Annotated in this window: 25 protein-coding genes; 17 read left to right on the top strand and 8 right to left on the bottom strand. The window is 66.6% G+C overall.

Annotated features, from left to right (window positions below; all coding sequences use genetic code 11):
- The 4 genes from ABC969_RS09310 (at position 1) to ABC969_RS09325 (ending at position 1853) form a co-directional block, all read left to right on the top strand.
- Entirely contained in the window at positions 1-561 is a 561-nt protein-coding gene (locus ABC969_RS09310) for a DUF1190 domain-containing protein (RefSeq protein WP_345864415.1), read from the top strand.
- Between the two features lie 32 nt (positions 562-593).
- Positions 594-947, top strand: a complete 354-nt coding sequence (locus tag ABC969_RS09315) for a ribonuclease H family protein (RefSeq protein WP_345864628.1) — start codon at positions 594-596, stop codon at positions 945-947.
- The gene (locus ABC969_RS09320) at positions 947-1567 is read left to right on the top strand and encodes a glutathione S-transferase (RefSeq protein ID WP_345864416.1); all 621 of its coding nucleotides are present in this window, start codon (positions 947-949) and stop codon (positions 1565-1567) included. The genes ABC969_RS09315 and ABC969_RS09320 overlap by 1 nt, the downstream gene beginning before the upstream one ends.
- An 85-nt stretch (positions 1568-1652) precedes the next feature.
- Positions 1653-1853: a hypothetical protein gene (locus ABC969_RS09325; RefSeq protein ID WP_345864417.1), complete on the top strand. Its 201-nt coding sequence runs from the start codon at positions 1653-1655 to the stop codon at positions 1851-1853.
- 2 nt (positions 1854-1855) lie between these two features.
- Here ABC969_RS09325 and ABC969_RS09330 read toward each other — a convergent pair whose 3' ends face one another.
- The 6 genes from ABC969_RS09330 to putA all read right to left on the bottom strand — a co-directional run bounded on the left by ABC969_RS09330 (position 1856) and on the right by putA (position 11998).
- A complete protein-coding gene (locus ABC969_RS09330) occupies positions 1856-3229 on the bottom strand; it encodes an FAD-containing oxidoreductase (RefSeq protein ID WP_345864418.1) in 1374 nt (457 codons plus the stop codon).
- Entirely contained in the window at positions 3226-3684 is a 459-nt protein-coding gene (locus ABC969_RS09335) for a DUF4126 domain-containing protein (protein WP_345864419.1), read from the bottom strand. Before ABC969_RS09335 ends, ABC969_RS09330 begins: the two co-directional genes overlap by 4 nt.
- A gap of 129 nt (positions 3685-3813) precedes the next feature.
- The gene (locus ABC969_RS09340; RefSeq protein WP_345864630.1) at positions 3814-4503 is read right to left on the bottom strand and encodes a hypothetical protein; all 690 of its coding nucleotides are present in this window, start codon (positions 4501-4503) and stop codon (positions 3814-3816) included.
- On the bottom strand, positions 4503-7616 hold the full coding sequence (locus tag ABC969_RS09345; protein WP_345864420.1) for a helicase-related protein: 3114 nt from the start codon (positions 7614-7616) through the stop codon (positions 4503-4505). The genes ABC969_RS09340 and ABC969_RS09345 overlap by 1 nt, the downstream gene beginning before the upstream one ends.
- Positions 7613-8167 (bottom strand): PRC-barrel domain-containing protein, encoded by a 555-nt coding sequence (locus ABC969_RS09350; RefSeq protein WP_345864421.1) that lies wholly within the window; start codon positions 8165-8167, stop codon positions 7613-7615. The genes ABC969_RS09345 and ABC969_RS09350 overlap by 4 nt, the downstream gene beginning before the upstream one ends.
- A 213-nt stretch (positions 8168-8380) precedes the next feature.
- The gene (gene putA / locus ABC969_RS09355; protein WP_345864422.1) at positions 8381-11998 is read right to left on the bottom strand and encodes a trifunctional transcriptional regulator/proline dehydrogenase/L-glutamate gamma-semialdehyde dehydrogenase; all 3618 of its coding nucleotides are present in this window, start codon (positions 11996-11998) and stop codon (positions 8381-8383) included.
- A 109-nt stretch (positions 11999-12107) separates the two neighbouring features.
- Between putA and ABC969_RS09360 the strand changes: the two genes are divergently transcribed.
- From ABC969_RS09360 to ABC969_RS09370, 3 genes are all read left to right on the top strand, one after another.
- Positions 12108-12584 (top strand): Lrp/AsnC family transcriptional regulator, encoded by a 477-nt coding sequence (locus ABC969_RS09360; RefSeq protein ID WP_345864423.1) that lies wholly within the window; start codon positions 12108-12110, stop codon positions 12582-12584.
- 100 nt (positions 12585-12684) lie between these two features.
- The gene (galU, locus tag ABC969_RS09365; protein WP_380807732.1) at positions 12685-13551 is read left to right on the top strand and encodes a UTP--glucose-1-phosphate uridylyltransferase GalU; all 867 of its coding nucleotides are present in this window, start codon (positions 12685-12687) and stop codon (positions 13549-13551) included.
- A 26-nt stretch (positions 13552-13577) separates the two neighbouring features.
- Positions 13578-14891: a UDP-glucose dehydrogenase family protein gene (locus ABC969_RS09370; protein WP_345864425.1), complete on the top strand. Its 1314-nt coding sequence runs from the start codon at positions 13578-13580 to the stop codon at positions 14889-14891.
- A gap of 27 nt (positions 14892-14918) precedes the next feature.
- On the opposite strand, the gene kynU is transcribed toward ABC969_RS09370, so the two are convergent.
- A complete protein-coding gene (gene kynU, locus ABC969_RS09375; protein ID WP_345864426.1) occupies positions 14919-16151 on the bottom strand; it encodes a kynureninase in 1233 nt (410 codons plus the stop codon).
- A 114-nt stretch (positions 16152-16265) separates the two neighbouring features.
- Between kynU and ABC969_RS09380 the strand changes: the two genes are divergently transcribed.
- From ABC969_RS09380 to ABC969_RS09425, 10 genes are all read left to right on the top strand, one after another.
- Positions 16266-17765 (top strand): CoA-acylating methylmalonate-semialdehyde dehydrogenase, encoded by a 1500-nt coding sequence (locus ABC969_RS09380; protein ID WP_345864427.1) that lies wholly within the window; start codon positions 16266-16268, stop codon positions 17763-17765.
- Between the two features lie 7 nt (positions 17766-17772).
- Positions 17773-18309, top strand: a complete 537-nt coding sequence (locus ABC969_RS09385) for a hypothetical protein (protein ID WP_345864428.1) — start codon at positions 17773-17775, stop codon at positions 18307-18309.
- A gap of 63 nt (positions 18310-18372) precedes the next feature.
- A complete protein-coding gene (locus tag ABC969_RS09390; protein WP_345864429.1) occupies positions 18373-18852 on the top strand; it encodes a hypothetical protein in 480 nt (159 codons plus the stop codon).
- 18 nt (positions 18853-18870) lie between these two features.
- Positions 18871-20028, top strand: coding sequence for an acyl-CoA dehydrogenase family protein (locus tag ABC969_RS09395; protein ID WP_345864430.1), 1158 nt, complete (start codon positions 18871-18873; stop codon positions 20026-20028).
- Positions 20025-21065: an enoyl-CoA hydratase/isomerase family protein gene (locus tag ABC969_RS09400; protein WP_345864431.1), complete on the top strand. Its 1041-nt coding sequence runs from the start codon at positions 20025-20027 to the stop codon at positions 21063-21065. Before ABC969_RS09395 ends, ABC969_RS09400 begins: the two co-directional genes overlap by 4 nt.
- 22 nt (positions 21066-21087) lie before the next feature.
- Positions 21088-21861 (top strand): enoyl-CoA hydratase, encoded by a 774-nt coding sequence (locus ABC969_RS09405; RefSeq protein WP_345864432.1) that lies wholly within the window; start codon positions 21088-21090, stop codon positions 21859-21861.
- Positions 21862-21989: 128 nt separating this feature from the next.
- Positions 21990-22871: a 3-hydroxyisobutyrate dehydrogenase gene (gene mmsB, locus ABC969_RS09410; protein WP_345864433.1), complete on the top strand. Its 882-nt coding sequence runs from the start codon at positions 21990-21992 to the stop codon at positions 22869-22871.
- 45 nt (positions 22872-22916) lie between these two features.
- Positions 22917-23183 (top strand): hypothetical protein, encoded by a 267-nt coding sequence (locus ABC969_RS09415; protein ID WP_345864434.1) that lies wholly within the window; start codon positions 22917-22919, stop codon positions 23181-23183.
- 80 nt (positions 23184-23263) lie between these two features.
- Positions 23264-24868, top strand: a complete 1605-nt coding sequence (locus ABC969_RS09420) for an MFS transporter (protein WP_345864632.1) — start codon at positions 23264-23266, stop codon at positions 24866-24868.
- Positions 24869-24901: 33 nt separating this feature from the next.
- Positions 24902-25915: an alanine racemase gene (locus ABC969_RS09425; protein WP_345864435.1), complete on the top strand. Its 1014-nt coding sequence runs from the start codon at positions 24902-24904 to the stop codon at positions 25913-25915.
- Here the strand turns inward: ABC969_RS09425 and ABC969_RS09430 are convergent.
- A complete protein-coding gene (locus ABC969_RS09430; RefSeq protein ID WP_345864436.1) occupies positions 25912-26865 on the bottom strand; it encodes a prolyl hydroxylase family protein in 954 nt (317 codons plus the stop codon). The genes ABC969_RS09425 and ABC969_RS09430 overlap by 4 nt on opposite strands.
- Between the last annotated feature and the right edge of the window lie 31 nt (positions 26866-26896).

Below are 26896 nucleotides of genomic sequence, written 5' to 3' on the forward strand. Positions count from 1 at the left end.
ATGAAGCGATCGCAATCCATCGTCCTGACCACATTGATGGCCGGCACCGGCCTGTCGCTCAGCGCATGCGACGGCCCGGCCGACCAGCCGGTCGATGCGCTGAGCTATACCAGCGTGGCCGAATGCCGCACGGCGGGCAAAATCCCGGCGGATCAGTGCGAGACGGCCTATGCCCAGGCGCAAAAGGCCAATGCGCAGAACGCGCCACGCTATGACACGCAGCAGGCCTGCGAGGCGCAGTTCGGCGCGGCGCAATGCGCGCGGGGCAATGGCGGGAGTGGCAGCTTCTTCACGCCTTTGCTCACCGGCTTCGTCATCGGGCAGATGCTGAACGGCGGTGGCGGCTATCGCGGCGCGCCGATGTACCGCGATCGCGACGGCAATTATTTCGGCGGCGCGGGCAGCCGGATCAACCGCGATTACGTCACCGGGCGCACGCAGGTTGGATCGAGTGCGTTCAATCCGGCGGCGCGCGCGCCGGCACGCGTGCAATCGCGCAGCGCGGTGATCTCGCGTTCCGGTTTTGGTGGCGGCTTCGGCAGCCGTGGTTTCGGCGGCTGATCGTCGCTTTTTAGGTATTCTTCTTGCTCAAAGTGTTTTTCGACGGCGGTTGCCGCCCCAATCCGGGCACCATGGAGGTCGCCGTGGTGGCGCGGGGCAAATCCTACCTGCGCGATGATCTCGGCTACGGATCGAGCTTCGATGCCGAATGGCTGGCGCTGATCGAGGCGGCGACGGTGGCGGCGGACATGGGCGAACCGTGCGTGTTGCTCGGCGATGCCGCGACGGTGGTCAACCAGGCGATCGGCAAGGGTGCGTGCCGCGGCGCGGCACTGGACTATCTCGAGCGTTTCCGCGCGTTGCTGCCCGCGGGCAGCCATGTGCGCTATATCAAGCGCACGCAAAACCTGGCCGGCATCGCGCTGGAGGGCTTGCGGCGCCGCTGATGGCGGTGCTCTACAGCTTCCGGCGCTGCCCCTATGCGATGCGCGCGCGGATGGCGCTGCTGGTGAGCGGCGTGGCCGTCGAATTGCGCGAAGTGGTGTTGCGCGACAAGCCGGCGGAGCTGCTGGCGGTGTCGCCCAAGGGCACCGTGCCGGTGTTGATGCTGGATGACGGGCGGGTGATCGAGCAGAGCCTCGACATCATGCTGTGGGCGCTGGGGCAGGGCGATCCGGAGGATTGGCTGGGTGGCGATGATGCCGCGCTGATCGCGGTGAACGATGGCGCGTTCAAGGGGCATCTCGATCGCTACAAATATCCCGAGCGGCATGACAGCGATCCGCTGGCGCACCGCGTGGCGGGGCTTGCGCTGCTGGGAGATTTGGAGCGGCGCCTGGCGGTGAACGCCAATCTGTGCCGCGAAACGCGCGCGCTGACGGATATCGCGATCTTCCCGTTCGTGCGGCAGTTTGCCGCGGTGGACCGCGCATGGTTCGCGGTGCAGCCGGTGCCGGCGGTGCAGGCGTGGCTCTCTTGGCATGCGGGCTCGGCGCTGTTCGAGGCGGCGATGGTGCGGCGCAGGCCGTGGGGGGCGGGCGATGCGCCGCAGATGCTCGTCGCATAACGGTCGCGCAGGCGGGAATGACGAAGGGCAGGTGCGGCTGATCTGCGCTGGACAGCCCCGCGCCGCGCTCGCTATCGCACCGCCCATGAGCATTACCGCGACGATCATGAATACCGCCACCGGCCAGCCGATCCAGAAGATGGTGTTCGGCCGCATGCCCAAGCCCTGGGTATCGTTCAATCTCACCACGGGCGAGCTGGTCACCGCCGATCGCGTCGAGGTCGGCAAGCCTGCGCCGGGCAAGTTCGCGGTGCCCGTGTCGGTGTGGGTTACGCCCAAGCAGTAAGCTCAGGCCGGTTTGAGATCGACCAGCAGCGTCGGGATCAGTTCGGCGACGGTCGGATGGATCGGCACGGCCCAGCGCAGTGCGTCGAGCGGCTGATCGGCGCTCATCAGGTCGAGCACGCCGTGGATCGCCTCGTCGCCGCCGACTCCCAGGATTGCCGCGCCGAGGATGCGCCGCGTCTCGGCATCGGCGACGATCTTCATCAGCCCGACCGTCTCGCCCTTCTCGATCGCGCGCGCGACGCGAGTCATCGGCCGTGTTGCGATCAGCAGCGGCCGCCCGGTCTCGCGTGCCTGCGCCTCGGTCAGGCCGACGCGGCCGAGCGGGGGATCGGTGTACAGCGCATAGCCGGGGATGCGCTGGCTCAGGCGGCGGTGATCGCCGTCGAGCAGATTGGCGGCGACGATCTCGTAATCGTTATAGGCGGTGTGCGTGAAGGCACCGCGGCCGTTGCAATCGCCCAGCGCCCAGATGCCGGGCACAGTCGTGGCGAGCGTGTCGTCCACGATGATATGGCCGCGCTCGTCGGTCTCGACCCCGGCCGCGTCCAGCCCGAGGCCATCGGTGTTGGGGCGGCGCCCGGTGGCCATCAGCACATGGCTGCCGATCACTTCGGGCGCGCCCTCGCGGCAATCGACCTGGACGCCGATCCCGCCATCGCGCGGCGTGAAGGCGATGCAGGTCGCATCGGTGCGCACAGAGATGCCTTCGGCTTCCAGCATCGCGCGGATCGTCTGGGATATGGCGGGATCCTCGCGCGCGATCAGCCGCGGGGCCATTTCGACGATCGTCACCTGCGATCCGAAGCGGCGGAACATCTGAGCGAATTCCAGCCCGATATAGCTGCCGCCGATCACCACGAGATGCTCGGGCACCGTCTCCAGCTTCAGCATCTCGATATTGGTCAGCGTCTCGACCTGATCGAGCCCGGGCATCGGCGCGCGGTTGGGGCGGCCGCCGACGTTGAGGAAGATGCGCGGCGCCTCCAGCGTCTCGCCATTGACGGCAACGCTGGTCGGGCCGGTAAGTTTGGCATCGCCGTGCAGCACGGTCAGCCCGTCGAGCCCTGCGAGCCACGTCTCGTTGCGCCCGCGCGAGGCGCTGGCGATGGCTTGTGCGCGCGCGATCACCGCGGCGAAATCGACCGTCACCACGCCCGTGCCGATGCCATAATCGCCCGCGCGGCGCGCGAGGTGCGCGGCATAGGCGCTGGCGACCAGTGCTTTGGTCGGCGTGCAGCCGGTGTTGACGCAGGTGCCGCCGATCCGGTCGCGCTCGATCAGCGCGACCTTTTGCCCCGCCGCGACCAGCCGGCCGGCGAGTGACGGGCCGGCTTGCCCCGCACCGACGATGATCGCATCGAACGAGCGCGTCATGCCGCAGCGACGATCAGGAACGCGCCGCCGATGGCAACGACGTCTTCGAGCAGCGCGGCGGGCCGGTCATTGCCGAACGCGGCGGCGAGACGCGCGCGTGCCGCCGCCCCCCCGATCGTGCCGATCACCGCGCCGAGCACGCCGGCCACCGCGCCCAGCGCCAGCGCGCCACCTGCTGCGCCCAGCGCCGCGCCGCTCAGCCCGCCGGACAGGATGCGTGCGATGAACTGTGGCGGCACCTTGCGGCTTGGCGTTGCGGGCAATTGATCCGTGACGAGTTCGGCAAGCGCCAGCACCGTGAGGATCCACGGCGTGAAGCGGAAGCCGACAAAGGCCAGCCACGTGCCGTCGAGTGAAATCCAGCCGAGCTGCGCGGCCCAGGCCACGGCGGCGGGGGCGGTCATGGTGCGCAGGCCTGCGACGACGCCGATGAGCAGGGCAAGCAGCAGGATCATGGGCGTCGTTCCTTAGCGGTCACGCGAGCGCGGGGTGGGGCGGAAGGGACTCGCCGAAAACGCGGTGAGTCTGCTTAACATGATCTGAGCACCTTGCGTCAGGAGCGGAGGATGGCGGCCCCCGAAAAACTAGCTGGCGGGATGAGTGGTGTTTTGCAAAGACCCGTCGCCGCTGCCCATGCCGCCGCCACCGCCCATGCCGCCGCCACCGCCCATGCCGCCACCGCCGCCGCCTTGCCCGCCGCCCTGGCCGCCATCCTTCCCCTTGTCGCGCCCGCCAGCGCCGCCGGCCGGGCGCGTCGGGCCCTGCATCGGGATCACGACATCGGCGGGGATCGGATCAAGCCCCAGCGCCTCGCGCACAAACGCGCGCAACGCGACGACCAGATCGTGGGTATGGACGGGATGGCCGGCGACCAGCTCCAGCACGGCGCGCTGCGCCAGCCGGACATGCTCCTCGGTGCCGAGCAGGATCACATCGGACAATGCCGCCTCCACCGCGTCACGGATCCGCCGCGTGCGATCCGATCCCGCGGCGCTGAAATCAATCGCTGGCGTCTCGCTTTCAGGCTGCTGACGCGTATCGCGCAAATGACGTGGATCGACCGTGAGATTGCCGGTGAACGAGCCGCCCAGGGTCTTGTACGCGGCGATCAGCGTGCGCAGCCGCTCGTTGATCTGGCGGTTCATGCGCTCGCGGCGCTGCTGGATGGTCATCATCATCAGCAGCCGCGTGCCCACGCCGATCAGCGTGAACAGCGCAAGGCCGAGAACCGTGGCGAGCACGCTTTGCCAGGAGCTGAAATCGAGACCGCGCATCACGCCGCCAACTCCTCCAGCAGCGCCTGGACGCGCTCGACGCGCCCGGTCTCGTCGGTCTGCTCAGCCAGCAGCAGCCGCCCGTTCTTTTCGGTCAGCCCTGCCGCCTTGCTGTCGGCAGAGAAATCGCGCCGCGGGGTGAGCGCGATCGCCGCCGCGCCGGCATCGATGCGCTGCACCTTGGCGCCGCGCGCGGCGAGGCGCAGCCGCGCGCGGGCGAGCAGCGCCTCTGCATCGGCGGGGGGCGGGCCGAAGCGATCGACCAGTTCCGCTTCGAACGATTCGAGCTCGATCTCATCGGCAATGCGCGCCAGCCGCACGTATAGCGACAAGCGGATATCGGGTTCCGGAATCCAGCTGTCGGGCAATGCGCCGGCTGTTCCAAGGTTCAGCTCCGGGGTCCAGCGCTCGACATCCTCGCCGCGCGCGTGGCGCAGCGCCGCACCGAGCAGATGCTGGTACAGATCGATGCCGATCAGCTTGGTGTGCCCCGCCTGCGTTTCGCCAAGCAGATCGCCCGCGCCGCGCATGTCGAGATCCTGCGCGCTGATGTCAAATCCGGCACCGAGCCGATCGAACGTCGCCAGTGTGCGCAGGCGTTTCAGCGTGCGTTCGCCGATGCCGTCGGCCTCCTGAGTCAGCAGCATGACCTGCCCGCGCCGATTGCCGCGCCCGACGCGGCCGCGCAATTGGTGCAGCTGCGCCAGCCCGAAGCGATCGGCGCGCCACACGATCATCGTGTTGGCGCGCGGCACATCGAGCCCCGCCTCGATGATGTTGGTGGCCAGCAGGATATCGCCGCGCCCCTCGGCAAAGCTGACCATGACATCGTCGATGTCGGTCGCGGGCATCTTGCCATGCGCCTCGACCAGCGAGAGATCGGGCACGAGGCGGCGCAACTTGTCGCCGATCGTCGCCATGTCCTCGATCCGCGGCACGACCACGAAGCTTTGCCCGCCGCGCCCCTTTTCGCGCTGCAAGGCAGTGCGGATGCGTATGTCGTCATAATGATCGACGCTGGTGCGAATGGGCTGGCGGCGCGCCGGGGGCGTGGCGATGATCGAGATCTGTTGCAGCCCGACCAAGGCCATTTGCAGCGTGCGCGGGATCGGCGTGGCGCTGAGCGTCAGCAGATGGACCTCGCCCGAGCCACGCAGCCGCGCCTTGTCGGCGGCGCCGAAACGCTGTTCCTCATCGATCACCACGAGCCCGAGCCTGGCATAGCTCACGCCCTTGGCCATCACCGCGCCCGTGCCGATGACGATCTGGATCGAGCCGTCCGCGAGCCCGGCCTTGGTCGCCTTTTTCTCGGCCGCGCTGGACAAGCGCGACAGCCCGGCGACGGTGATGCCCGATTTCTTGAAGCGGCGGCGGAAGCTTTCGAGATGCTGGCGCACCAGCACGGTGGTGGGCGCGGCGATCACCACCTGGTATCCGGCGAGCGCGGCAAAGGCAGCGGCACGCAGCGCGACCTCGGTCTTGCCATAGCCGACATCACCAACGATCAGCCGGTCCATCGGTTTGCCGCTCGCCAGATCATCCCGCACCGCGCCGATCGCCCGCGCCTGATCCGCCGTTTCATTGAACGGGAAGCCGTTGGCGAACTTTTCGTAAGCGGCAGGATCGGGCGAGAGAACGGGCGCCTCCAGCACGGCGCGCGCCGCGGCGAGCGCCGCCAGGCCCCGTGCGCTTTCCGCAATCGAGGCATCGATATCGCCGCGGCGTTTGAGCCAGGAGGAGCCGTCGAGCTTGTCGAGCGTCACGGCATCGGGATCGGCGCCATAGCGCCACAGGCGATCGGCATCGTCGATCGCCACCAGGCGGCGCGCGCCACCGGCATATTGCAGCGCAATCATCTCGCCGGTGTCGTTATCCGCCAGCGGCGCGGGCTCCAGCCCCGATACCAGCGCCACGCCATGATCTTCGTGGATCACGACGTCGCCGAGGCGGATCTCGGTGCCAGCCGACCACGGGTTGCCGACGCTGGCGGGCGTGTCGCCCAGCATGGCGCGGCTGCCGAGCAGATCGGCGGCGGCGATCACGATGTATGCGTCATCGACGAAGCCGGCATCGACCGGCATGTCGATCGTGGCGGCGCTGCCCGGGGTGAGCGCGGTGATGCCGGCCCAATCGCTCAGCTCGGTGAGCTCCAGTCCGAGCCGCTTGGCGACCTTGCCGCGCAGGAAGCGGATGTCGCGCTGGCTGCCGGCGAGCAGCAGCGCGCGGGTGTCGAGCAATGGTTTGGTGAAGCGCACGAAGGCGGCAAGCGGGCTGCGCTGCTCGGCGAAATGCGGGATGGCGACGACCTCGTCGTCGAACTGGATCGTGCGCCATTTCTTGAGCGCGGCCTTCCAGGCCTTGTCGTCAATCGCATCGATCGCTGCACCGCCGCCGCCGACGGCGTCATCGGCCAGCTGGATGAAGCGTTGGCGGCGTTTGTCAGCCTGATCGGACAAAGCAAGAAGCGCGGGGCTGAGATGGGCGAGGAATGGCGTCGCTTCAGCCAGCGGCGGTTCGGCGGCGCGGCCGATCTCCAGGATGTCCAGCTCGGCGACGGTACGCTGGGTGACCGGATCATAGGAGCGGATCGCGGTGATCTGGCCATCGGCAACATCGATGCGCGCGGGCAGCCCGGCATCGGCCGGGAAGATATCGATCACTTCGCCGCGCACCGCCATCTCGCCGGGTTCGTCGACGCGGTCATCAGCGAAATAGCCGAGCGCCTCCAGCGTGGTGGCGAACGTATCGGTATCGATCGGCTGGCCGATGGTGAGCGCAGGCGGCGCGGTGTCGAGCGCCTTGGGATGCGGATAGCGCCGCGCCGCGGCTTCGCCGCTCAGGATGCAGACCAGCCGCGGGCGATCCGGCTGCTGCTGCGCCAGGCGCAGCGCGCGCAGCGCGGCCACGCGGCGGCCGGCATTGGCGGGGGAAGCGGGGGTGACATCCCCCGGCAACGTATCGCTGGAGGGGATGAAGAACACGCTGTGCAACGGCAGGATCGCGGCCAGCGCGCCGGCCAAGGCATCCGCCTGTTGCTCATCGTCGGCGAGAAAGACCAGATCGTCAGTTGCCAGCGTCTGCGCGATGCGCGTGGCAAGGTAAGCGAGGTTCATGCGGCGGCGTCTTTCACGGAAGGGGCGGCGGCGGGCCAATCGCCGGTGGCGAGCGGCGGAAGCGCAGCAAAGGCGGGGGCGGGAAGCTGCAGCACGATCCGATCATGGCCGATGCTGATCGCGTCATGCGGCACGGCGCGCAGCTCTTCGGCCACGCCGCCGACGCCGCCGCTGGCGACGACGACGTAGCTGAGCGTGCCGGTGCGGCATTCGATCAGCGCCTCGACGGCTTTGCCGATCGTGTTGCCGCTCGCGTCTTCTACGGCCATGCCGGGGATGCCGCCGGCAGTGAACAGATTGGGCGCGGCGCAGCGGCGGCTGGCTTCCTGCGCCGATTTGGCCCCGTCCTCATAGGCGCGCTGCCGCCCCAGCCAGCGCCAGATGCCGACGAGGTTGACCACGGTCAGGAAGATATTGGTGGCGAGCAAATTGGTCTGGCCGGAGGACAGGCCGACGATCGACCAGCACACCGAGCCAATGGTGAACACGACAAAGCCCCAGCCGGTGACGCGCGCGCCTAGGTTGGCGGCGGTCATCATCGCGGCGATCATCGTCGCGATCGGCGCGACCCATCCGGCAATCTCGTCCAGCGTCTGTCCTCCCGCAGCCGGCGCCGATGCGACGTTCGGCGTTTCCCGGCTGCGCTAACGCGCCAACGCGGCAAGTGGCTGATGGGGATAAAAATATATTTGGCAGAAATGTATTTGGCAGTCGGGCGCATCGTTCAAAGCCCCTCCCCAGCAGGAGAGGGGCTCGTTCTGGCGCTACGCCAGCGCCATCAAGCTGGCATTGCCGCCCGCCGCGGTGGTGTTGATCGATACCGACACTTCCTCCAGCAGCCAATCGAGCACATAACCCTGCGGCCCTTCCGCCTGCAGCGAGACGATCGCGCCCGGGCGCGCCGCCAGTATGCGCGCCGCGGCAGCGATGTCCGCGGCATCGCCCTCGATCAGCGCGGCGGCGAGATCGGGCGCATCCGCCAGGCTGTGATGCGACCAGTCGATGCGCGAGCCGACGATTGCCGGCAGATCGATCGGCGCGGTGGCCACCGGACCACCGATCACCACCGCATGGTTGCCGGTCGCCAGGACGGCGCCGATCTGTCGCCGCAGCCCTTCCTCGCTCTGCGCCAGCACCGCGACGCGACCGCGCGGATGATAGCCGTAGAGATTGCGTTCGCCGACCGGCCCGGGCAGCTCTGCTTCCTGCCCGAGCCGCGAGCGCCGCGCGAGGGCGCTGACCGTAGCGGCGGTCCGGGCGTCGCCGCGCTGCCCGATCAGCCAGGCGGCAAACGCGATCAGCGCGGGATCGCCGGTGCCGGTGGCCGCGCCGCCATCCCAGCTGGAGGCCGCGACGAGTTTCGAGAGATAGAGCGGTCCGCCGGCCTTGGGGCCAGTGCCCGACAGGCCACGCCCGCCGAACGGCTGCACGCCGACGACTGCGCCGATGATGTTGCGATTGACGTACAGATTGCCCGCCGCGACCTTTTTCGTCACGCGCTCGACCGTGGCATCGAGCCGGGTGTGCAGGCCAAAGGTCAGGCCGTAGCCGGTGGCGTTGATCGCCTCGATCAGCGCATCCAGTTCGCCGCTCCTGAAGCGCACGACATGCAGCACCGGGCCGAACACTTCGCGCCGGAGCGCGTCGATGCGATCGAGCTCGATGATGGTCGGCGCGACGAAGGTGCCGCGGGCGGTTTCGCGGCCCAGCGGGGTCTGCGTCACGGCGTGCCCGGCCGCGCGCATCGCGGCGATATGCGCCTCGATGCCGTCGCGCGCCTCTGCCGTGATGACCGGGCCGATATCGACGCGCAACTTGTCGGTCACGCCGACCGAGAGCTCGGCCACCGCGCCCTTGAGCATCGCCAGCGTGCGATCGGCGATATCGTCCTGCAGGCAGAGCAGCCGCAGCGCCGAGCACCGCTGGCCCGCGCTATCGAAGGCGGAGGCGATGACATCGGCGACGACCTGCTCGGCGAGCGCCGAAGAATCGACGATCATGGCATTCTGCCCGCCGGTTTCGGCGATCAACGGGATCGGCGTGCCCTCCGCAGACAGCCGCCCGGCGAGCTGGCGCTGGATCAGCCGCGCGACCTCGGTGGAGCCGGTGAACATCACGCCGGCGGTGGCATCGGCACCGACCAACGTGGCACCGACCTCCCCTGCGCCGGGCACGAGCTGGAGCACGTCGCGCGGTACGCCGGCTTCGTGGAGCAGGCGCACTGCCTCGGCGGCGATCAGCGGGGTTTCCTCGGCCGGCTTGGCCAGCACCGGATTGCCCGCGACCAGGGCGGCGGCAACCTGGCCGGTGAAGATGGCGAGCGGGAAGTTCCATGGGCTGATGCACACGATCGGGCCGAGCGGCACGCCGCGGCCGAGCGTCTGGCGCGCCTGGGCGGCATAATAGCGCAGGAAATCGACCGCTTCGCGGACCTCGGCGATGGCGTTCGCGGCGGACTTGCCCGCCTCGCGGATGATCAGGCCGAGCAATACCGGCATGCGCTGTTCGAGCAAATCGGCGGCCCGCTCCAGGCAGGCGGCGCGGATGGCGACGGGCACGGCCGCCCAATCCTCTGCGGCGGACACGGCCACGTCGACGGCGGCGCGCGCGGCGTCCTTGGTGGCGTCGGCGACATGGCCGACGACATCGCGATGATCCGCCGGGTTTAGCACCGGGCGCGAGTCGCCGACGCCCGCCGTCCAATCGCGCCGGGCACTGTCGGCGAGCGCCTCGCCGAGCATGGTGAGCGTGGCCTCGTCGTTGAGATCCAGCCCGGCGGAATTGCGCCGCGCGCCATAGATGGCGGCAGGCTGCGCGATCTGCTCGTGCGGCTGGCCGAGGATGCGCATCGCGGCGACACGTTCGACCGGATCGGCGATCAGCTCGGCGATCGGCACGTCGGGATCGCCGATCTGGTTGACGAACGACGAGTTGGCACCGTTTTCGAGCAGGCGGCGGACAAGATAGGCAAGCAACGTCTCGTGCGTGCCGACCGGCGCATAAACGCGGCACGGGCGGTTGAGTTTGTCCGCGCCGACGACCTGATCGTAAAGCGGCTCGCCCATGCCGTGGAGGCACTGGAATTCATAATCGCCGATCGCGAAATCGGGGCCGGCGAGCGTGTGGATCGTCGCGAGCGTCTGGGCATTATGCGTGGCGAATTGCGGGAAGACGGCATCCTTGGCCGCCAGCAGCTTCCGCGCGCAGGCGATATAGGCGACGTCGGTGTAGATCTTGCGCGTGTAGACCGGATAATCGGCCAGGCCATCGACCTGCGCGCGCTTGATCTCGGCATCCCAATAGGCGCCCTTGACCAGCCGGACCATGATCCGCCGCTGGTTCGCCCGCGCCAGCGCGATGATCCAATCGATCACCATCGGGCAGCGCTTGCCGTAAGCCTGCACGACGAAGCCCAGCCCCGCCCATCCGGCGAGCGCCGGATCTTCCGCCAGCGACTGCAGGATATCGAGCGACAGTTCGAGCCGATCGGCTTCCTCGGCGTCGATATTGAAGCCGATATCATAGCCGCGTGCGAGGATCGCCAGATCGCGCACGCGGGGCAGCAATTCCGCCATCACGCGCGTCTGTTGCGACCGGGCATAGCGCGGATGCAGCGCGGAGAGTTTGATCGAGATGCCGGGGCCGGCAAAGATGCCGCGCCCGGCCGAGGCCTGACCGATGGCGTGGATCGCGCGTTCGTAATCGCCAAGATAGCGCGCCGCGTCGGCCGCGGTGGTCGCCGCTTCGCCGAGCATGTCATAGGAAAAGGCATAGCCGCGCGCTTCGCGGTCACGCGCGCGCTTGAGCGCCTCGTCTATCGTCTGCCCGGTGACGAACTGTTCGCCCATCATGCGCATCGCGATATCCACGCCGCGGCGGATCACCGGTTCGCCGACGCGCGCGACCAGGCGGGTAAGCGCGTGGCCGAGCCCGCGATCGTCGGCGCTATTGGTCAGCTTGCCCGTCACGACCAGCCCCCAGGTCGCTGCGTTGACGAACAGCGAGCGGCCGTCGCCGAGATGCGATGCCCAATCGCCACCGGCGATCTTGTCGCGGATCAGCGCGTCGCGCGTCGCCGTATCCGGGATGCGGAGCAACGCTTCGGCGAGGCACATCAGCGCGACGCCTTCCTGACTGGACAGCGCATATTCCTGCACCAGCGCCTGCACCCCGCCGCGCTGCGGCGCCGCGCGGAGTAGTTCGATCAGATGACGCGCGGTGTTTGCCGCCTGCGCGCGCAATTCCGGGGAGATCGACGCCGCGGTGACCAATTTTGGCACACATTCGGTTTCCGGCACGCGAGCGGCAGCCGTAATGGCGCGGCGCAGCGGATCGGGCAGGCGCAGCGGCGGGGCGAAATCGGCGAAGGGCAGAGGGGGCATGATCAACCTTGGACAACGTCAGTGACTGTCCAACGTATAAGGCGGGTCGGGCCGGCAATCCGCCCAAATCAGCTTGACCTGCAGGACATTTCGACTTCAATTGACGGTCATGACAGCCAAAGTGACTGATCAGGGCGGCGATATAGATCGGTTCGACCGCGCCATCCTTCAGGCGCTGATCGACGACGGCCGGATAACGGTAACCGATCTGGCGGCGCACGTAGGCCTGTCCAAGACGCCCACGCAGGTGCGGCTGCGGCGGCTGATCGAGGACGGGTATATCCGCGGTTTCCGCGCGATCATCGATCCTGCCAAACTGGGTATGGACCACGTTGCCTTCACCGAGGTCAAACTGTCCGACACGCGCGAGGCGGCGCTGGACGACTTCAACGCTGCGGTACGGCGCATTCCCGAAGTCGAGGAATGCCATATGATCGCCAGCAGTTTCGATTATTTGCTCAAGGTGCGCACCTCGGACATCCGGCGCTATCGGATTGTGCTGGGTGAAAAGATCTCCAGCCTGCCGCACGTGGCGAGTACTTCGACCTTTGTGGCGATGGAGACCGTGCGCGACGTTTATAGCTGACCGCGCGAACGTTGATCGTGACGCGCGTTCACCATGGTTACTCCTTGTTTAGCAATCGCGAAACCGATAGGTGCAGTGCACAATTTTCGAGGGTGTTTTGATGATCAGGCGTTTGCGAAAAGCCGTATTTCCCGTGGGCGGCCTGGGCACCCGGTTTCTGCCCGCCACCAAGGCGATGCCGAAGGAAATGCTTCCCGTGGTCGATCGCCCGCTGATCCAGTGTGCGGTGGACGAAGCGATCGAGGCGGGCATCGAGCAGATGATCTTCGTTACCGGGCGCGGCAAATCCGCCATCGAGGACCATTTCGACATTGCCTATGAGCTCGAAGCAACGATGACCAATCGCGGCAAGTCGCTCGACGTGCTGGACAGCACGCGATTGAAGCCCGGTGCCGTTGCCTATGTGCGGCAGCAGGAGCCGATGGGGCTGGGCCACGCCGTGTGGTGCGCGCGGGACATTATCGGTGACGAGCCGTTCGCCGTGTTGCTGGCCGACGATTTCATGATGGGCAAGCCAGGCTGCCTCAAGCAGATGGTCGATGCCTATAACCAGACCGGCGGCAACATGATCTGCGCGATGGAGGTCGCCGACGATGCCACCGACAAATACGGCATCATCACGCCGGGCGCGCGCAACGGCGCGCTGACCGAGGTGAAAGGGCTGGTCGAGAAGCCCAAACAGGGCACGTCGCCCTCCAATCTGGCGGTGATCGGCCGGTACATCCTGCAGCCCGAAGTGATGCGCGTGCTGGAAACGCAAGGGAAAGGGGCGGGTGGCGAGATCCAGCTGACCGACGCGATGGCGCGGATGATCGGCGATCAGCCGTTCCACGGCCTGACCTTTGACGGTACACGCTATGATTGCGGTGACAAGGCGGGCTATGTGCAGGCCAATCTGGCGGTCGCGCTGGGCCGTGACGATATCGGCGAATCGGTGCGCGCCTTCGCCGTCGATCTGCTGCGCTGAAGCCGCTTTCTCTAGGATAATCTTCTATGCGAATCACAATGATCGGTTCGGGCTATGTCGGCCTCGTTTCTGGCGCCTGTTTCTCTGATTTCGGGCATGACGTAATCTGCGTCGACAAGGACGCGAGCAAGATCGCTGCGCTCGAAGCGGGCAAGATGCCGATCTTCGAGCCGGGGCTCGATAAGCTGGTGGAAACCAACGTCGCCGCTGGCCGGCTAACCTTTACCACCGATCTTAAGAGCGCGGTGGCTGGCGCGGATGCGGTGTTTATTGCGGTGGGCACCCCATCACGTCGAGGGGACGGCCATGCGGATCTTAGTTACGTGTTCGCCGCCAGCAAGGAGATCGCGGAGGCGGTGACCGGGCCGATCGTGATCGTGACCAAATCGACCGTGCCGGTGGGCACGGGCGACAAGGTCGAAGAGATCATGGCCGAGGCCAATACGGGCCATGAGATTGCGGTCGTGTCCAACCCTGAATTCCTGCGCGAAGGCGCTGCGATCGGCGATTTCAAACGCCCCGACCGCATTGTCATCGGCACCGAGGACGAGCGCGCGATGCAGGTGATGCGGGACGTGTATCGGCCGCTCCATCTCAATCACAGCCCGATCCTGTTCACCGGCCGGCGCACCTCCGAACTGATCAAATATGCGGCGAACGCGTTTCTCGCGACCAAGATCACCTTCATCAACGAAATCGCCGATCTATGCGAAGCGGTCGGCGCCAACGTGCAGGATGTCAGCCGCGGCATTGGGCTCGACAATCGCATTGGCTCCAAATTCCTCCATGCCGGCCCGGGCTATGGCGGTTCGTGTTTCCCCAAGGACACGCTGGCCCTGCTCAAGACCTCGGAAGATTACGATACGCCGGTGCACATCGTCGAGGCGGTGGTGCGGGTGAACGACAATCGCAAGCGCGCGATGGGCCGCAAGGTGATCAAGGCGCTCGGCGGCATCGGCAGCGACGGCGTCAAGGGCAAGACGGTCGCCATGCTCGGCCTGACGTTCAAGCCCAATACCGACGACATGCGCGATGCGCCGAGCCTGTCGATCGTGCAGAGCCTGATCGATGCCGGCGTCAAGGTGCAGGCGCATGACCCCGAGGGCATGGAGCCGGCCAAGGCGATGATGCCCGATATCACCTATTGCGGCGATGCCTATGAAGCGGTGGCGGGCGCCGATGCCGTCGTTATCGTCACCGAATGGGACGTGTATCGCGCGCTGGATCTCAAGCGCGTGGCGGCGGCAATGAACGCGCCGGTGATGGTCGATCTGCGCAACATCTATCCGCCGTCGGATGTCGAGCGGGCCGGATTCGCGTACAGCTCGATCGGGCGCTAAACGTCCTCGATCGGTGCCGGGCGGTGGTTACGTCACCGCCGCCCGCGCGCGGAATGCGGGCGTGTCCCAGCTGCCGCTGTCGAGCACGTCGCGTAATATCTCCACGGCGCGCCAGACGTCTTCGTACCCAATGTACAATGGCGTGAAGCCGAAGCGCAGGACGTCGGGTGCGCGGAAATCGCCGATCACGCCGCGCGCGATCAGCGCCTGCATGACCGGATACCCGTCGGCGTGCGCAAAGGAGACGTGGCTGCCGCGTGCATCCGCTGCCGCAGGGGACGCCAGTGTGAGGCCCAACCCCGCGCAGCGTTGTTCGACGAGTTCGATGAATAACGAGCATAGTGCGCGCGATTTCTGGAAGAGCGCGGCGCGATCCGCCTCGAGCCAGAGATCGACGCCGACCTCCAGCGCCGCCATGCCGAGGATTGGCGGTGTGCCGCAGAGGAATCGGTTCACCCCGGCACCGGCGGCATAATCATCGCCGAAGTCGAACGGCGCGGCATGCCCCATCCAGCCGGTGAGCGGCGAACGCAACGTCGCCTGATGGCGCGCGGCAACATAAAGGAAGGCGGGCGCACCGGGGCCGCCGTTGAGATATTTGTAGCCGCAGCCGATGGCCAGATCGGCGTTCGCGGCCGTCAGATCGAGCTCGACCGCGCCGACGCTGTGACTGAGATCCCATAGCGCCAGCGCGCCGTGATCGTGCGCCGCCCTGGTGATCGCCGCCATATCGAACAGCGCACCGCTTTTATAATGGACGTGGGTGAGCAGCACGACGGCGGTGTCGGGATCGATCGCGGCCACGATGTCGGCGCGCGGCACCGTGCGCACGTCGACCCTTGGCAGCAGCGCCGCCACGCCTTGCGCGATATACAGATCGGTGGGGAAATTGCCCGGCTCGGTGAGGATGACATGACGGCCGGGGCGCGCGCCGATTGCTGCGACCAGCAGCTTGAAGAGATTGACCGAGGTGGAATCCGCCACCAGCACTTCCTGCGGCGCCGCGCCGATGACCCGCGCGATCTTGGCGCCGATGCGCTGTGGTGCGCCGATCCAGTCGGCGCTGTTCCAGCTGCCGACCAGGCCCTCGCCCCATTCGCGCGCCACCGTGTCGGCGACGCGCGCGGGCGTGTCGCGCGGCAAGGCGCCGAGCGAATTGCCGTCGAGATAGATCTGCCCCTCGGGCAGGAGAAAGCGCTGGCGGAATGCCGCGAGCGGGTCGGCGGCATCCATCTGCCGCACGGTATCGAGATCGGTCATCGCCGATCAGTGCCACCGATCGGGGGTGTGCGACAATCCCGCCGGACAAGTTGCAACGCTTGCTTGCGCCTCTTGGCGGTGGGATAGGGGCGGCAACAAAAATCGGAGAGTGAAATGCGCGTCATCGACCATCTGATCGCGGGGTATGCCGGCGGCGGCGGCGGCCGCACCGGCGACGTGTTCGACCCCAATACCGGCCAGATCCAGGCGACGGTGCAGCTCGGCGATCAGGCATTGCTTGACCAGGCGGTGGCCGCGGCGCTCAAGGCCCAGCCGGGCTGGGCAGCGACCAACCCGCAGCGCCGCGCGCGCGTGATGTTCAACTTCAAGGCGCTGGTCGAGCAGAACATGGACGAGCTGGCGCATCTGCTAAGCTCCGAACACGGCAAGGTGATCGCGGATTCGAAGGGCGATATTCAGCGCGGGCTGGAAGTCATCGAATTCTGCTGCGGCATCCCGCACGTGCTGAAGGGCGAATATACCCAAGGCGCCGGCCCCGGCATCGACGTCTATTCGATGCGTCAGCCGCTCGGCATCGGGGCTGGCATCACGCCGTTCAATTTCCCGGGCATGATCCCGTTGTGGATGTCGGGCGTGGCGATCGCCACGGGCAATGCCTTCATCCTCAAGCCGTCGGAACGTGATCCATCGGTGCCGGTGCGGCTGGGCGAGCTGTTTCTCGAGGCCGGGTTGCCGGAGGGCATCCTGCAGGTCGTGCATGGCGACAAGGAAATGGTCGATGCCATCCTCGATCATCCGGCGATCTCCGCCGTGAGCTTTGTCGGCTCGTCCGATATCGCGCATTACGTGTATCGGCGCGGCGTGGCTGCGGGCAAGCGCGTGCAGGCGATGGGCGGGGCCAAGAATCACGGCATCGTCATGCCCGATGCCGATCTCGATCAGGTCGTTGCCGATCTGTCGGGCGCGGCATTCGGCTCGGCCGGCGAGCGCTGCATGGCGCTCCCGGTGGTCGTGCCGGTCGGCGAGAAGACGGCCATCGCGCTGCGCGAGAAACTGATTCCGGCGATCGCCGCGCTGCGTGTGGGTATTTCGACCGACAGCGAGGCGCATTACGGGCCGGTAGTGAATGCGGCGCACAAGCAGCGGGTGGAGAACTGGATCCAGACTGGCATCGACGAAGGCGCGGAACTGGTGGTCGATGGCCGCGGGTTCGAATTGCAGGGTCATGAGCAGGGCTTCTTCATCGGCCCGAGCCTCTTCGATCACGTTACGCCCGACATGCAGGCCTATAAGGAAGAGATTTTCGGGCCCGTGCTGCAGATCGTCCGCGCCGCCGATTTCGAGGAAGCGGTGCGGCTGCCGAGCGACCATCAATATGGCAACGGCGTCGCCATCTTCACGCGCAACGGCCATGCCGCGCGCGAATTCGCGGCGCGGGTGAATGTCGGCATGGTGGGCATCAACGTGCCGATCCCGGTGCCGGTGGCCTATCACACCTTCGGCGGGTGGAAGCGATCGGCCTTTGGCGACACCAATCAGCATGGCATGGAGGGGGTGAAGTTCTGGACCAAGGTCAAGACGATCACGCAGCGCTGGCCGGATGGCGGCGTCGGCGACGGCGCCAATGCCTTCGTCATCCCGACGATGGGCTGACGTGGTGATGCGCGGAGCCATCGGTCTCGGCCTGCTCATCGCGCTTGCCGCCTGTTCCGGGCCGAGCGCGCCCGAGGCGGGCAACGAGGCGGGCAACGAGGCGGGCAACGAGGCGGTCGGGGAGCCTGCGCCAGCGGACGATGTCACCGTGGTCTCGGAGGAGAATGCGGTTGAAGTGACGCAGCCCCCCGAGGCCGCGCCGACGCCTGCACCGTCGGTAGCCGCCAAGGACAAGCCGCGCACGTTTCCGGCGGCGTTTCGCGGGCGCTGGGGCATGAATGCCGCCGATTGCGACCCGGCGCGCGACGATAATAAGGGGCTGATCACGATCACCGCCGACGCGATCCGCTTCTATGAATCGCGGGGCACTATCGCCGCGCTCACCGTATCGTCGCCGACGCGGATCGCCGCCGATCTGTCGTTCAGCGGCGAGGGGCAAAATTGGCAGAGCCGGACAGTATTCGATCTTAGCGCAGGGGGCCGCCGGCTTTCGCGCAGCGAGGAAGAACCGGCCGGATCATACGTCTATGCAAAGTGCGGCTGAGATGATCTGGAGCGTTGCCGGTGCCGAAGCGTTACGCCGTCGTAACGCTGCGAAAGGATGAGAATGCGCTTTGTGAATTTGATGTGCCTGGTGCCGGTGCTCGCGATCGCCGCCTGCGCCGACACGGCACCGGAGGTGAATGACGCGCAGGCCGAAGTGGCCGTCGATCAGGCGCAGCAGGCGGCCGATGGCAATGTGCTGCGCGGCCTGCCGGTGAGCGACGACAGCGTCGTGGTGAAGCCCGGCCAGTTGCCGCCGATGTTCGAAGGGCGGTGGGGGCTGACCCCGGCCGATTGCGATGTCGCGCGCAGCGACACCAAGGGGCTGCTGGTGATCCGCGGCAGCAACCTTACCTTTTACACCGCCAGCGCCGATGCCAAGGTGATCGCCGGGCCATCGCGCTACCAGGTCGTGGCCGACCTGACCTTTACCGGCAAGGATGCGCCCGCGCCGCGCCGCGACCAGCTCGCGCTGACCGCGGCCAACACTGTGCTGCAGCGCACCGAACCCGGCGGCCAAAGCTATCGCTACGAGCGCTGCTGACCTCCAGACGAGATGACCATGACCAATCAGTTCGACCTTACCGACGACCAGCGCGAGATCCAGGATCTGGCGCGCCGCTTCACGGCCGATCGCATCACCCCGCATGCCGCGGAATGGGACGAGAAGCATATTTTCCCCAAAGACACGATCAAGGCGGCAGCCGAGCTGGGCTTCGCCTCGATCTACGTCTCCGAGGAGAGCGGCGGCATCGCGCTGGGGCGGCTCGAGGCGGCGTTGATCATGGAGGCGATGGCTTATGGCTGCCCCGCCACCTCGGCGTTCATCAGCATCCATAATATGGCCGCCTGGATGATCGATCGCTTCGGCGCGACCACGGTGAAAGGCAAATATCTGCCCGATCTGGTGACGATGGAGCGCATGGCGAGCTATTGCCTGACCGAACCGTCGTCGGGCTCGGATGCGGCGGCGCTCAAGACCAAGGGGGTGCGCGGCACCGATGCGGGGGGCGATCATTATATCGTCAGCGGCAGCAAGCAGTTCATCTCCGGCGCGGGCGAGAATGAAGTCTATGTCACGATGGTGCGCACCGGCGAGGAGGGGCCGAAGGGCATTTCCTGCCTGGTGATCGAAAAGGACATGCCGGGGGTCAGCTTCGGCGCCAACGAGCGCAAGCTCGGCTGGCATGCGCAGCCGACGCGGCAGGTGATCTTCGAGGATGTGCGCGTGCCGGCGGAGAATCTGGTCGGCGCGGAGGGCGAGGGGTTTCGCATCGCCATGATGGGGCTGGATGGCGGGCGGCTGAACATCGGCGCCTGTTCGCTGGGCGGCGCGCAACGCTGCCTTGACGAATCGATCCAATATACCAAGGATCGCAAGCAGTTCGGCACCGCGATTGCCGATTTTCAGAACACGCAGTTCATGCTGGCGGACATGGCGACGGAATTGGAGGCGGCGCGGGCGCTGCTCTATGTCGCCGCGGCCAAGGTGACGGACAATGCACCGGACAAGACGCGCTTTGCCGCAATGGCCAAGCGATTGGCGACCGACACGGGATCCTCCGTGGTCGATCGCGCGCTGCAGCTGCATGGCGGCTATGGCTATCTGCAGGATTATCCGATCGAACGCTTCTGGCGCGACCTGCGCGTGCATTCGATCCTGGAGGGGACCAATCAGATCATGCGCATGATCGTCGGGCGCGAGTTGACGCGGCAATGAGCGATGTCCTCACCTCCATCGATGGCGCGCTGGGCCGTGTCCGGCTCAATCGGCCCAAGGCGATCCATGCGCTGAATACGGCGATGTGCGGGACGATGCTGGCGGCGCTGGACGGCTGGGCGACCGATCCGGCGATTGCTGCGATCATGGTCGATCATGCCGAGGGCCGCGGCTTTTGCGCCGGGGGCGATATTCGCATGCTGGCGGACTCCGGCGCCAAGGACGGGGCGGAAGCGCGCGCGTTTTTCCATGTCGAATATCGGCTCAACCACCGCCTGTTCACCTATGCCAAGCCGACCGTGGCGTTCATGGACGGGATCACGATGGGCGGCGGGGTCGGCATTTCGCTGCCGTGCGATTTCCGGGTGGCGACCGAGAATACCAAATTCGCCATGCCGGAAACGGGGATCGGGCTGTTCCCCGATGTCGGCGGGGGCTGGTATCTGTCGCGGCTGCCCGGGCGCACCGGGCAGTATCTGGCGCTGACCGGGCATCGGCTGGATGGCGCGGAGTGTCTGGCGCTGGGGCTGGCGACGCATTACCTGCGCAGCGAGCATCTGGAGGAGGCCAAGCGGCAGATTGCGGCGGCACCGCAGGATATCGCGGCTGTTCTCAACGACCTGGCGACGCCCGCGCCGGACGCGCCTATCCTGGCGCAGCGCGCGGCGATCGATCGGCTGTTTGCGGCGGAGGCGCTGGAGGACATTTTCGCCGCGCTGGCGGCTGATGAGGGCGCTTGGGCTGCCGAGCAGCTGGCCACGCTCCGGAGCAAATCGCCGCAGAGCATGAAAGTGTCGCTGCGGCTGCTGCACGAGGGGCGGCAGATGGCGACGTTCGAGGATGAGATGCGGCAGGAATATGCGCTTGGCGCGCATATCGTGCAGCGGCATGATTTCCTCGAAGGCGTACGCGCGGTGATCGTCGACAAGGATCATGCGCCGCGCTGGCAGTCCGCGGCGCCCGAGGACGTGAGCGATCATGTGATCGACCAGATCTTCGCGCCGTTGCCCGATGCCGAGGCCTGGACGCCGGCCTGAACTGACGCATTTGGAGAAGATCATGAACTACGAAACCATCCTCGTCGAACAGCGCGGGCCCGTCACGCTGATCACGCTTAATCGCTCGCAGGCGCTCAACGCGCTGAACGCGCAGGTGCTGGCCGATCTGCTCACGGCGCTGGCCGCCTTCGATGCGGATAACAGCCAGGGCTGCGCCGTGCTGACCGGCAGCGAGAAGGCTTTTGCCGCCGGCGCGGACATTAAGGAGATGCAGACGCAAGGGTTCGCCGAAATGTATGGCAGCAACCATTTCTCGGGCTACGAAATGCTGACCCGCACGCGCAAGCCGATCATCGCGGCGGTGGCGGGCTATGCGCTGGGCGGCGGTTGCGAGCTGGCGATGATGTGCGACTTCATCCTCGCCGCCGATACCGCCAAGTTCGGCCAGCCCGAGATCAAGCTCGCGGTGTCGCCCGGCATGGGCGGATCACAGCGGCTGACCCGCGCGATCGGCAAGGCGAAGGCGATGGAAATGTGCCTGACCGGGCGGCTGATGGACGCCGCCGAGGCGGAGCGCGCCGGGCTGGTATCGCGCATCGTGGCGGCGGCGGACCTGATCGAGGATGCCGTGAAGACCGCGACGACCATCGCCGGGATGGCGCCGCTGGCCGTGAAGGCGAACAAGGAAATGGTCGACGCCGCATTCGAGACCGGGCTCAGCATGGGCGTGCAGTTCGAACGGCGCCTGTTTCACGGTTTGTTTGGCACGGCGGACCAGAAGGAAGGCATGGCGGCGTTCGTCGAGAAGCGCCCGGGCGTGTGGACGGGGAAGTAGGTTCGTCACAGCCGTCACCCCAGCGACAGCTGGGTCTCGATGGGGTGGTCGCGGCACCTGCCCCACAAAGATCCCAGCTTTTGCTGGGATGACGGTATGGGCAGCAGATAAGAATTTGGGAGAGAGACATGGCACGCATCGCCTTTATCGGGCTGGGCAATATGGGCGGCGGGATGGCCGCCAATCTGGCGCAGAAGGGGCATGACGTCCGCGCCTTCGATCTGTCCGCCGAAGCGCTGGCGCGAGCGGAACAGGGCGGGTGCCTGCCGGCCGCGAGCGCAATCGACGCGCTCGAAGGCGCGGAGGCGGTGATCACCATGCTGCCGGCCGGCACGCAGGTGGAGAGCGTCTACAGCGACGCCGTGTTCGCCGCAGCGCCCCTGTCAGCGATCCTGATCGATTGCTCGACGATCGACGTCGCCACCGCCAAGCGTGTCGCGGAAGCGGCGCAGGCCAAGGGTTTTGCTGTGGTCGACGCACCCGTTTCGGGGGGCATCGCCGCCGCCAATGCCGGGACGCTGACCTTCATGGTCGGTGGCAGTGCCGACGCGTTCGACCGTGCGCGGCCGTTTCTCGCCGATATGGGCAAGGCGGTGATCCACGCGGGCACCAATGGCAGCGGGCAGGCGGCAAAGATCGTCAACAACATGCTGCTCGGGGTTACTATGGTAGGAACGTGCGAAGCGTTCCTGCTGGCGCAGAAATTGGGGCTGGATGCGCAGAAATTCTTCGATATTTCCAGTGTTTCGTCCGGGCAAAGCTGGTCGATGACGTCCTATGCGCCGCTTCCAGGTGTCGGCCCCGATACGCCTGCCGATCACGATTATCAGGGCGGTTTTGCTACCGCGCTGATGCTGAAGGATCTGCGCCTGGCGATGGAAGCGGCGCAGGGCGCCGGGGCCGAGACGCCAATGGGCGCGAGGGCCGCCGAATTGTACGAGCGCTTTGCCGCGGCGGGTCAAGGCAGAGTCGATTTTTCTGGCATCATCCGCCTGTTGGGGGGCAAATAAGCGATGCACGGTGGCGCGATGCCGACCGCTCGGCTAGGCGAGCATATGGGTGATCTGGACCGCTTAGTACCGTCGGGCATAATCGAGCAGTGGGTATTCCATCTGCGGCGTCAGCGTTCGCGCGCGGCGGACACGATCTGGTTGATCGATCACGGCTACACGCTGCACGATGGCCGGGACGGGGTACCGCTCGACGACGCCACCGCCCGTTGGCGCGCCGAGCAGGAAACGGTGATCGCCGAGGTCAATGCGCTGCTCGCGCTGTACGACAATATCAATCTTGGCCAGGCGGACGCCGAGCCGACGGTATAATGTCGTGACGGTAATGCCGGCTTGCCCGCCCCCACCAGCGCGTTAAACCTGATCAGCAGGGGAGATGATGCATGACGGTGATGCAGGCGACGAACGAGATTGGGCTGGACGTTGCCAAACCACCGACGCGCAAGCAGATCCAGCTGGTCATCACCGCCTCGTCGCTCGGTACCGTGTTCGAATGGTATGATTTCTTCATTTACGGCACGCTGGCGGCATCCGGGATCATCGGGCGCACTTTCTTCCCTGGCGGCTCCGAACTGTTGCAGACGCTATTCGCCTGGGCGGGCTTTGCCGTCGGCTTTGGCTTCCGCCCGCTGGGCGCGGTGCTGTTCGGCTTTCTTGGCGACAAATGGGGGCGCAAATACACGTTCCTGGTGACCATCACACTGATGGGCATTGCCACCGCGGGGATGGGGCTGGTGCCCTCCGCCGCGTCGATCGGCCTCGCCGCGCCGTTGATCCTGATCTTCCTGCGCATCCTGCAGGGCCTCGCCCTGGGAGGCGAATATGGCGGCGCCGCAATTTACGTTGCGGAGCATTCGCCGCCGGGCCGCGCGGGTTATTTCACCAGCTTCATTCAGGCCAGCGTGGTCGGCGGGTTCATCCTCAGCCTGGCCGTCGTGCTCATCACCAAGGCGCTGTTGCCAGTGGGCCTATGGGATAGCTGGGGCTGGCGGCTGCCGTTCCTGTTCTCGCTGCTTCTGCTCGCCGTATCGCTTTATATGCGGCTGAAGCTCTCCGAGAGCCCGGTGTTCAAGGCGATGAAGCAAGCCGGCGAAACGGCGAAAAATCCCTTTACCGAAAGCTTTACCTATCCCGGCAATCTCAAGCGCTTGTTCGTCGCCTTGTTCGGCATTGCCGCCGGGCTGACGGTGATCTGGTATACCGCGATGTTCACCGTCCTCTCCTTTCTGCAGACGACGATGCGCGTGCAGGAAACCGCGGCGCAATTGATCGTCGGCGCGGGCGCCGCCTCGGGATTGTTCTGGTTCGTCTTGTTCGGGCGACTGTCCGACCGGGTCGGGCGCAAGACGCCCATCGTGATCGGCTATGCCGCGACCCTGGTGCTGCTGTTCCCGGTATTCTGGGCGATGGGCAGCGCGGCCAACCCGGCCTTGGCCGAGGCTGCCAAACGCGCGCCGGTGATCGTGTCCGGCCCGTCCTGCGCTTATGATCCGTTCGCGGCACAGCAGACCGACCGCTGCGGCCAGCTGCTGGATCACTTCTCCAAGCGCGGGGTGGAATATACCAAGGAACAGACCCCGGCGACCGTGGTGCGGATCGGTGGGCTGGCGGTGAGCGACACCACGCCGGCCGGCCTGGATGCCGCGCTGACCGCGGCGGGCTATAATCTCGACAAGGTCGTGCCCGCGCCGCTCAACATCGCGGTGATCCTGCTCGCCATCCTAGTGCTGGGTGCGCTGTCCGGTGTGACATATGGCCCGGTGGCGGCGTTGTTGGCGGAAATGTTTCCGCCACGCATCCGCTACAGCTCGATGTCGATCCCCTATCATATCGGCACGGGCTATTTCGGCGGATTTCTGCCGTTTATCAGCCAGTATATCGTGGCGCGCAGCGGCGATCCCTATGCCGGTTTGTGGTACACCTGGGTGGTGGTGGCGATGGCCTTGGTGGTGACCCTGGTGGGGCTGGACAACGTGCGCCCGACACGCGCCGACTAGCGCGGCGGTGCGGGGGGCGCTAACCGCAGCGGCGTGACTGCACCCTTACGCCTCCGCCTCGATGGCCAAGCCCTGACCGACAATTGGCGCGCGCTCGCCCGCATGAGCGGGCCGGCTGCGTGCGGCGCGGCGATCAAGGCCGATGGCTACGGGCTGGGCGCGGTCGGCGTGGCGATCCGGCTGGCCGATGCCGGGTGCCGCGATTTCTTCGTCGCGACCTGGGCAGAGGCGGCGGCGCTGGCACCGCTGAACTTGCCGGTATCGGTGCTGCACGGCGTGCGGGCGGAGGATATGGATGTAGCCCTGTCCGGCATCGCCCGCCCGGTGCTTAACAGTGCGGTGCAGGTCGCGCGCTGGAAAGCAGCGGGCGGGGGCGCGTGCGACGTGATGATCGATACCGGCATGAACCGACTCGGCCTGTCGGTCGACGAACTGGCGTTGCTTGAGGAGCTGCAGATCGAAACGCTGATGAGCCATCTGGCATGCGCTGACGAGGATCACGCGCTGAACCAGCGGCAATTGGCGGCATTTGCCGGGCTCGCGAGGCGCTCGAGCGCGCGGCGGCTGAGCCTCGCTAACTCCGCCGGGATCGGCTTGGGGGCAGACTATGCCTTCGATCTGACGCGGCCGGGGCTGGCATTGTACGGCGGCATCCCGCGTGCGGCGTTTGCCGGCGCGATCACGCAGGTGGTGACCCCGCAAGCGCAAGTCCTGCAGCGGCGGCGCGTCGCGGCGGGGGCGACAGTGGGCTACAACGCCACCTGGACTGCGCCGCGAGACACCGACGTGGCGATCCTCAATTTGGGCTATGCCGATGGCTACTGGCGCGGCTTTTCGGATGCCGGCTCAGGCGAGGGCGGGCGCTTCCCCGTAATCGGCCGTGTGTCGATGGATCTGGTCGCGCTGGACGTGTCGGGGCGCGCGCTCAGCGAAGGCGATTGGGTGGCGCTGGATTATGCATTGCCGGATGCCGCCCGGAAATCCGGCATGAGCCAGTATGAACTGCTCACCGGGCTGGGTAGCCGGTTCGATCGGTACTGGATCTAGGCTTGTACTGCAGCGGCATTCCAGGGATCGTAAGGCGCGGCGCGGATCCACCGGGTGGCCAGCCATTTGGCGCCCTGGATGACGGGCAAGCCGGCATGTTCGGCGCGGCGGTCGGGCTGGCCGTTGGCCAACACATTGCTGAACACGATGGCATCGCCGCCGCGCGCCGACACCGTCAGGCCATTGGCCAGAAAGCGCGTCTCGCCGCCGACAAAGCCCTGATTGAGATAGACTAAGACGGTTTTGACGCGCTGGTTAGGCGCGCCTGCGATCGTGTCGAGATGCGGGCGATATTGTTGCCCGGGGGTGTATCGCAAGACTGCCAGCGGCTCGCCCTGTTCGGTGGCCGTGCCGCTAATTGCCGCGAGCCGGTGGTTGACGGCGCGCACCGGGAGCGTTTCCTTGGCGGGGCCGATCACCGTTCCGTGAGAGGTGCGCACGGGATGGGCGATCGGGGTGCCCTTGACGGGATCAAGCACGGTGGCCGGCTCCAGCATGTCAGCGGCAATGCCCGCGATGTGTGCGCACTCCTGTGGCGTGAGCAGCGCGGGATAGCGCACGACATCCGGCGACCCGCTCAGCCGCTCTGGTCTTGGCAGGTGACGTGGGCGACCGTCATCATCGATATCCATTGCCTGCAAGAGTGCGAGATGCTCGGCGGCCACTGAGTCGTTTGCCGCGGCAATGCGAAGCAGGGCGAGCGCCGCCGGCCAATCGGGCGCCGCGCCGGAGCCATTGGCAGTGAGCGCGACTTCCATCAGCGCCGCATCGACATGACCGATGGCCACGGCGCGTGCCAGCAACGCACGTGCCAGATGCAGGTCACGGCGCAGCGGCGCACCGAGCAGCCGCCATGTCGCCAGACGCATCACGGCGTCCACGTCACCAGCGTCGGCGGCATGTTCAACGCGTGCGATTGCTTCAGCCTCCGCGGCCGATCGGCTTGTCATCTGGTAAGTCCTATAAAGAAAGGGCCGGGGA

It is taken from the genome of Sphingomonas qilianensis (assembly GCF_039614825.1).
Classification (GTDB): Bacteria; Pseudomonadota; Alphaproteobacteria; order Sphingomonadales; family Sphingomonadaceae; genus Sphingomonas; species Sphingomonas qilianensis.

Coding starts and splice junctions, on each gene's coding strand:
- ABC969_RS09395 (WP_345864430.1), top strand. CDS start 18,871: ATGACCAATCAGTTCGACCTTACCGACGACCAGCGCGAGATCCAGGAT.
- putA (WP_345864422.1), bottom strand. CDS start 11,998: ATGCCCCCTCTGCCCTTCGCCGATTTCGCCCCGCCGCTGCGCCTGCCC.
- ABC969_RS09400 (WP_345864431.1), top strand. CDS start 20,025: ATGAGCGATGTCCTCACCTCCATCGATGGCGCGCTGGGCCGTGTCCGG.
- ABC969_RS09350 (WP_345864421.1), bottom strand. CDS start 8,167: ATGATCGCCGCGATGATGACCGCCGCCAACCTAGGCGCGCGCGTCACC.
- ABC969_RS09335 (WP_345864419.1), bottom strand. CDS start 3,684: ATGATCCTGCTGCTTGCCCTGCTCATCGGCGTCGTCGCAGGCCTGCGC.
- ABC969_RS09320 (WP_345864416.1), top strand. CDS start 947: ATGGCGGTGCTCTACAGCTTCCGGCGCTGCCCCTATGCGATGCGCGCG.
- mmsB (WP_345864433.1), top strand. CDS start 21,990: ATGGCACGCATCGCCTTTATCGGGCTGGGCAATATGGGCGGCGGGATG.
- ABC969_RS09405 (WP_345864432.1), top strand. CDS start 21,088: ATGAACTACGAAACCATCCTCGTCGAACAGCGCGGGCCCGTCACGCTG.
- ABC969_RS09345 (WP_345864420.1), bottom strand. CDS start 7,616: ATGAACCTCGCTTACCTTGCCACGCGCATCGCGCAGACGCTGGCAACT.
- ABC969_RS09380 (WP_345864427.1), top strand. CDS start 16,266: ATGCGCGTCATCGACCATCTGATCGCGGGGTATGCCGGCGGCGGCGGC.
- galU (WP_380807732.1), top strand. CDS start 12,685: ATGATCAGGCGTTTGCGAAAAGCCGTATTTCCCGTGGGCGGCCTGGGC.
- ABC969_RS09385 (WP_345864428.1), top strand. CDS start 17,773: ATGCGCGGAGCCATCGGTCTCGGCCTGCTCATCGCGCTTGCCGCCTGT.
- kynU (WP_345864426.1), bottom strand. CDS start 16,151: ATGACCGATCTCGATACCGTGCGGCAGATGGATGCCGCCGACCCGCTC.
- ABC969_RS09390 (WP_345864429.1), top strand. CDS start 18,373: ATGCGCTTTGTGAATTTGATGTGCCTGGTGCCGGTGCTCGCGATCGCC.
- ABC969_RS09415 (WP_345864434.1), top strand. CDS start 22,917: ATGGGTGATCTGGACCGCTTAGTACCGTCGGGCATAATCGAGCAGTGG.
- ABC969_RS09325 (WP_345864417.1), top strand. CDS start 1,653: ATGAGCATTACCGCGACGATCATGAATACCGCCACCGGCCAGCCGATC.
- ABC969_RS09330 (WP_345864418.1), bottom strand. CDS start 3,229: ATGACGCGCTCGTTCGATGCGATCATCGTCGGTGCGGGGCAAGCCGGC.
- ABC969_RS09370 (WP_345864425.1), top strand. CDS start 13,578: ATGCGAATCACAATGATCGGTTCGGGCTATGTCGGCCTCGTTTCTGGC.
- ABC969_RS09360 (WP_345864423.1), top strand. CDS start 12,108: ATGACAGCCAAAGTGACTGATCAGGGCGGCGATATAGATCGGTTCGAC.
- ABC969_RS09430 (WP_345864436.1), bottom strand. CDS start 26,865: ATGACAAGCCGATCGGCCGCGGAGGCTGAAGCAATCGCACGCGTTGAA.
- ABC969_RS09420 (WP_345864632.1), top strand. CDS start 23,264: ATGCAGGCGACGAACGAGATTGGGCTGGACGTTGCCAAACCACCGACG.
- ABC969_RS09340 (WP_345864630.1), bottom strand. CDS start 4,503: ATGCGCGGTCTCGATTTCAGCTCCTGGCAAAGCGTGCTCGCCACGGTT.
- ABC969_RS09310 (WP_345864415.1), top strand. CDS start 1: ATGAAGCGATCGCAATCCATCGTCCTGACCACATTGATGGCCGGCACC.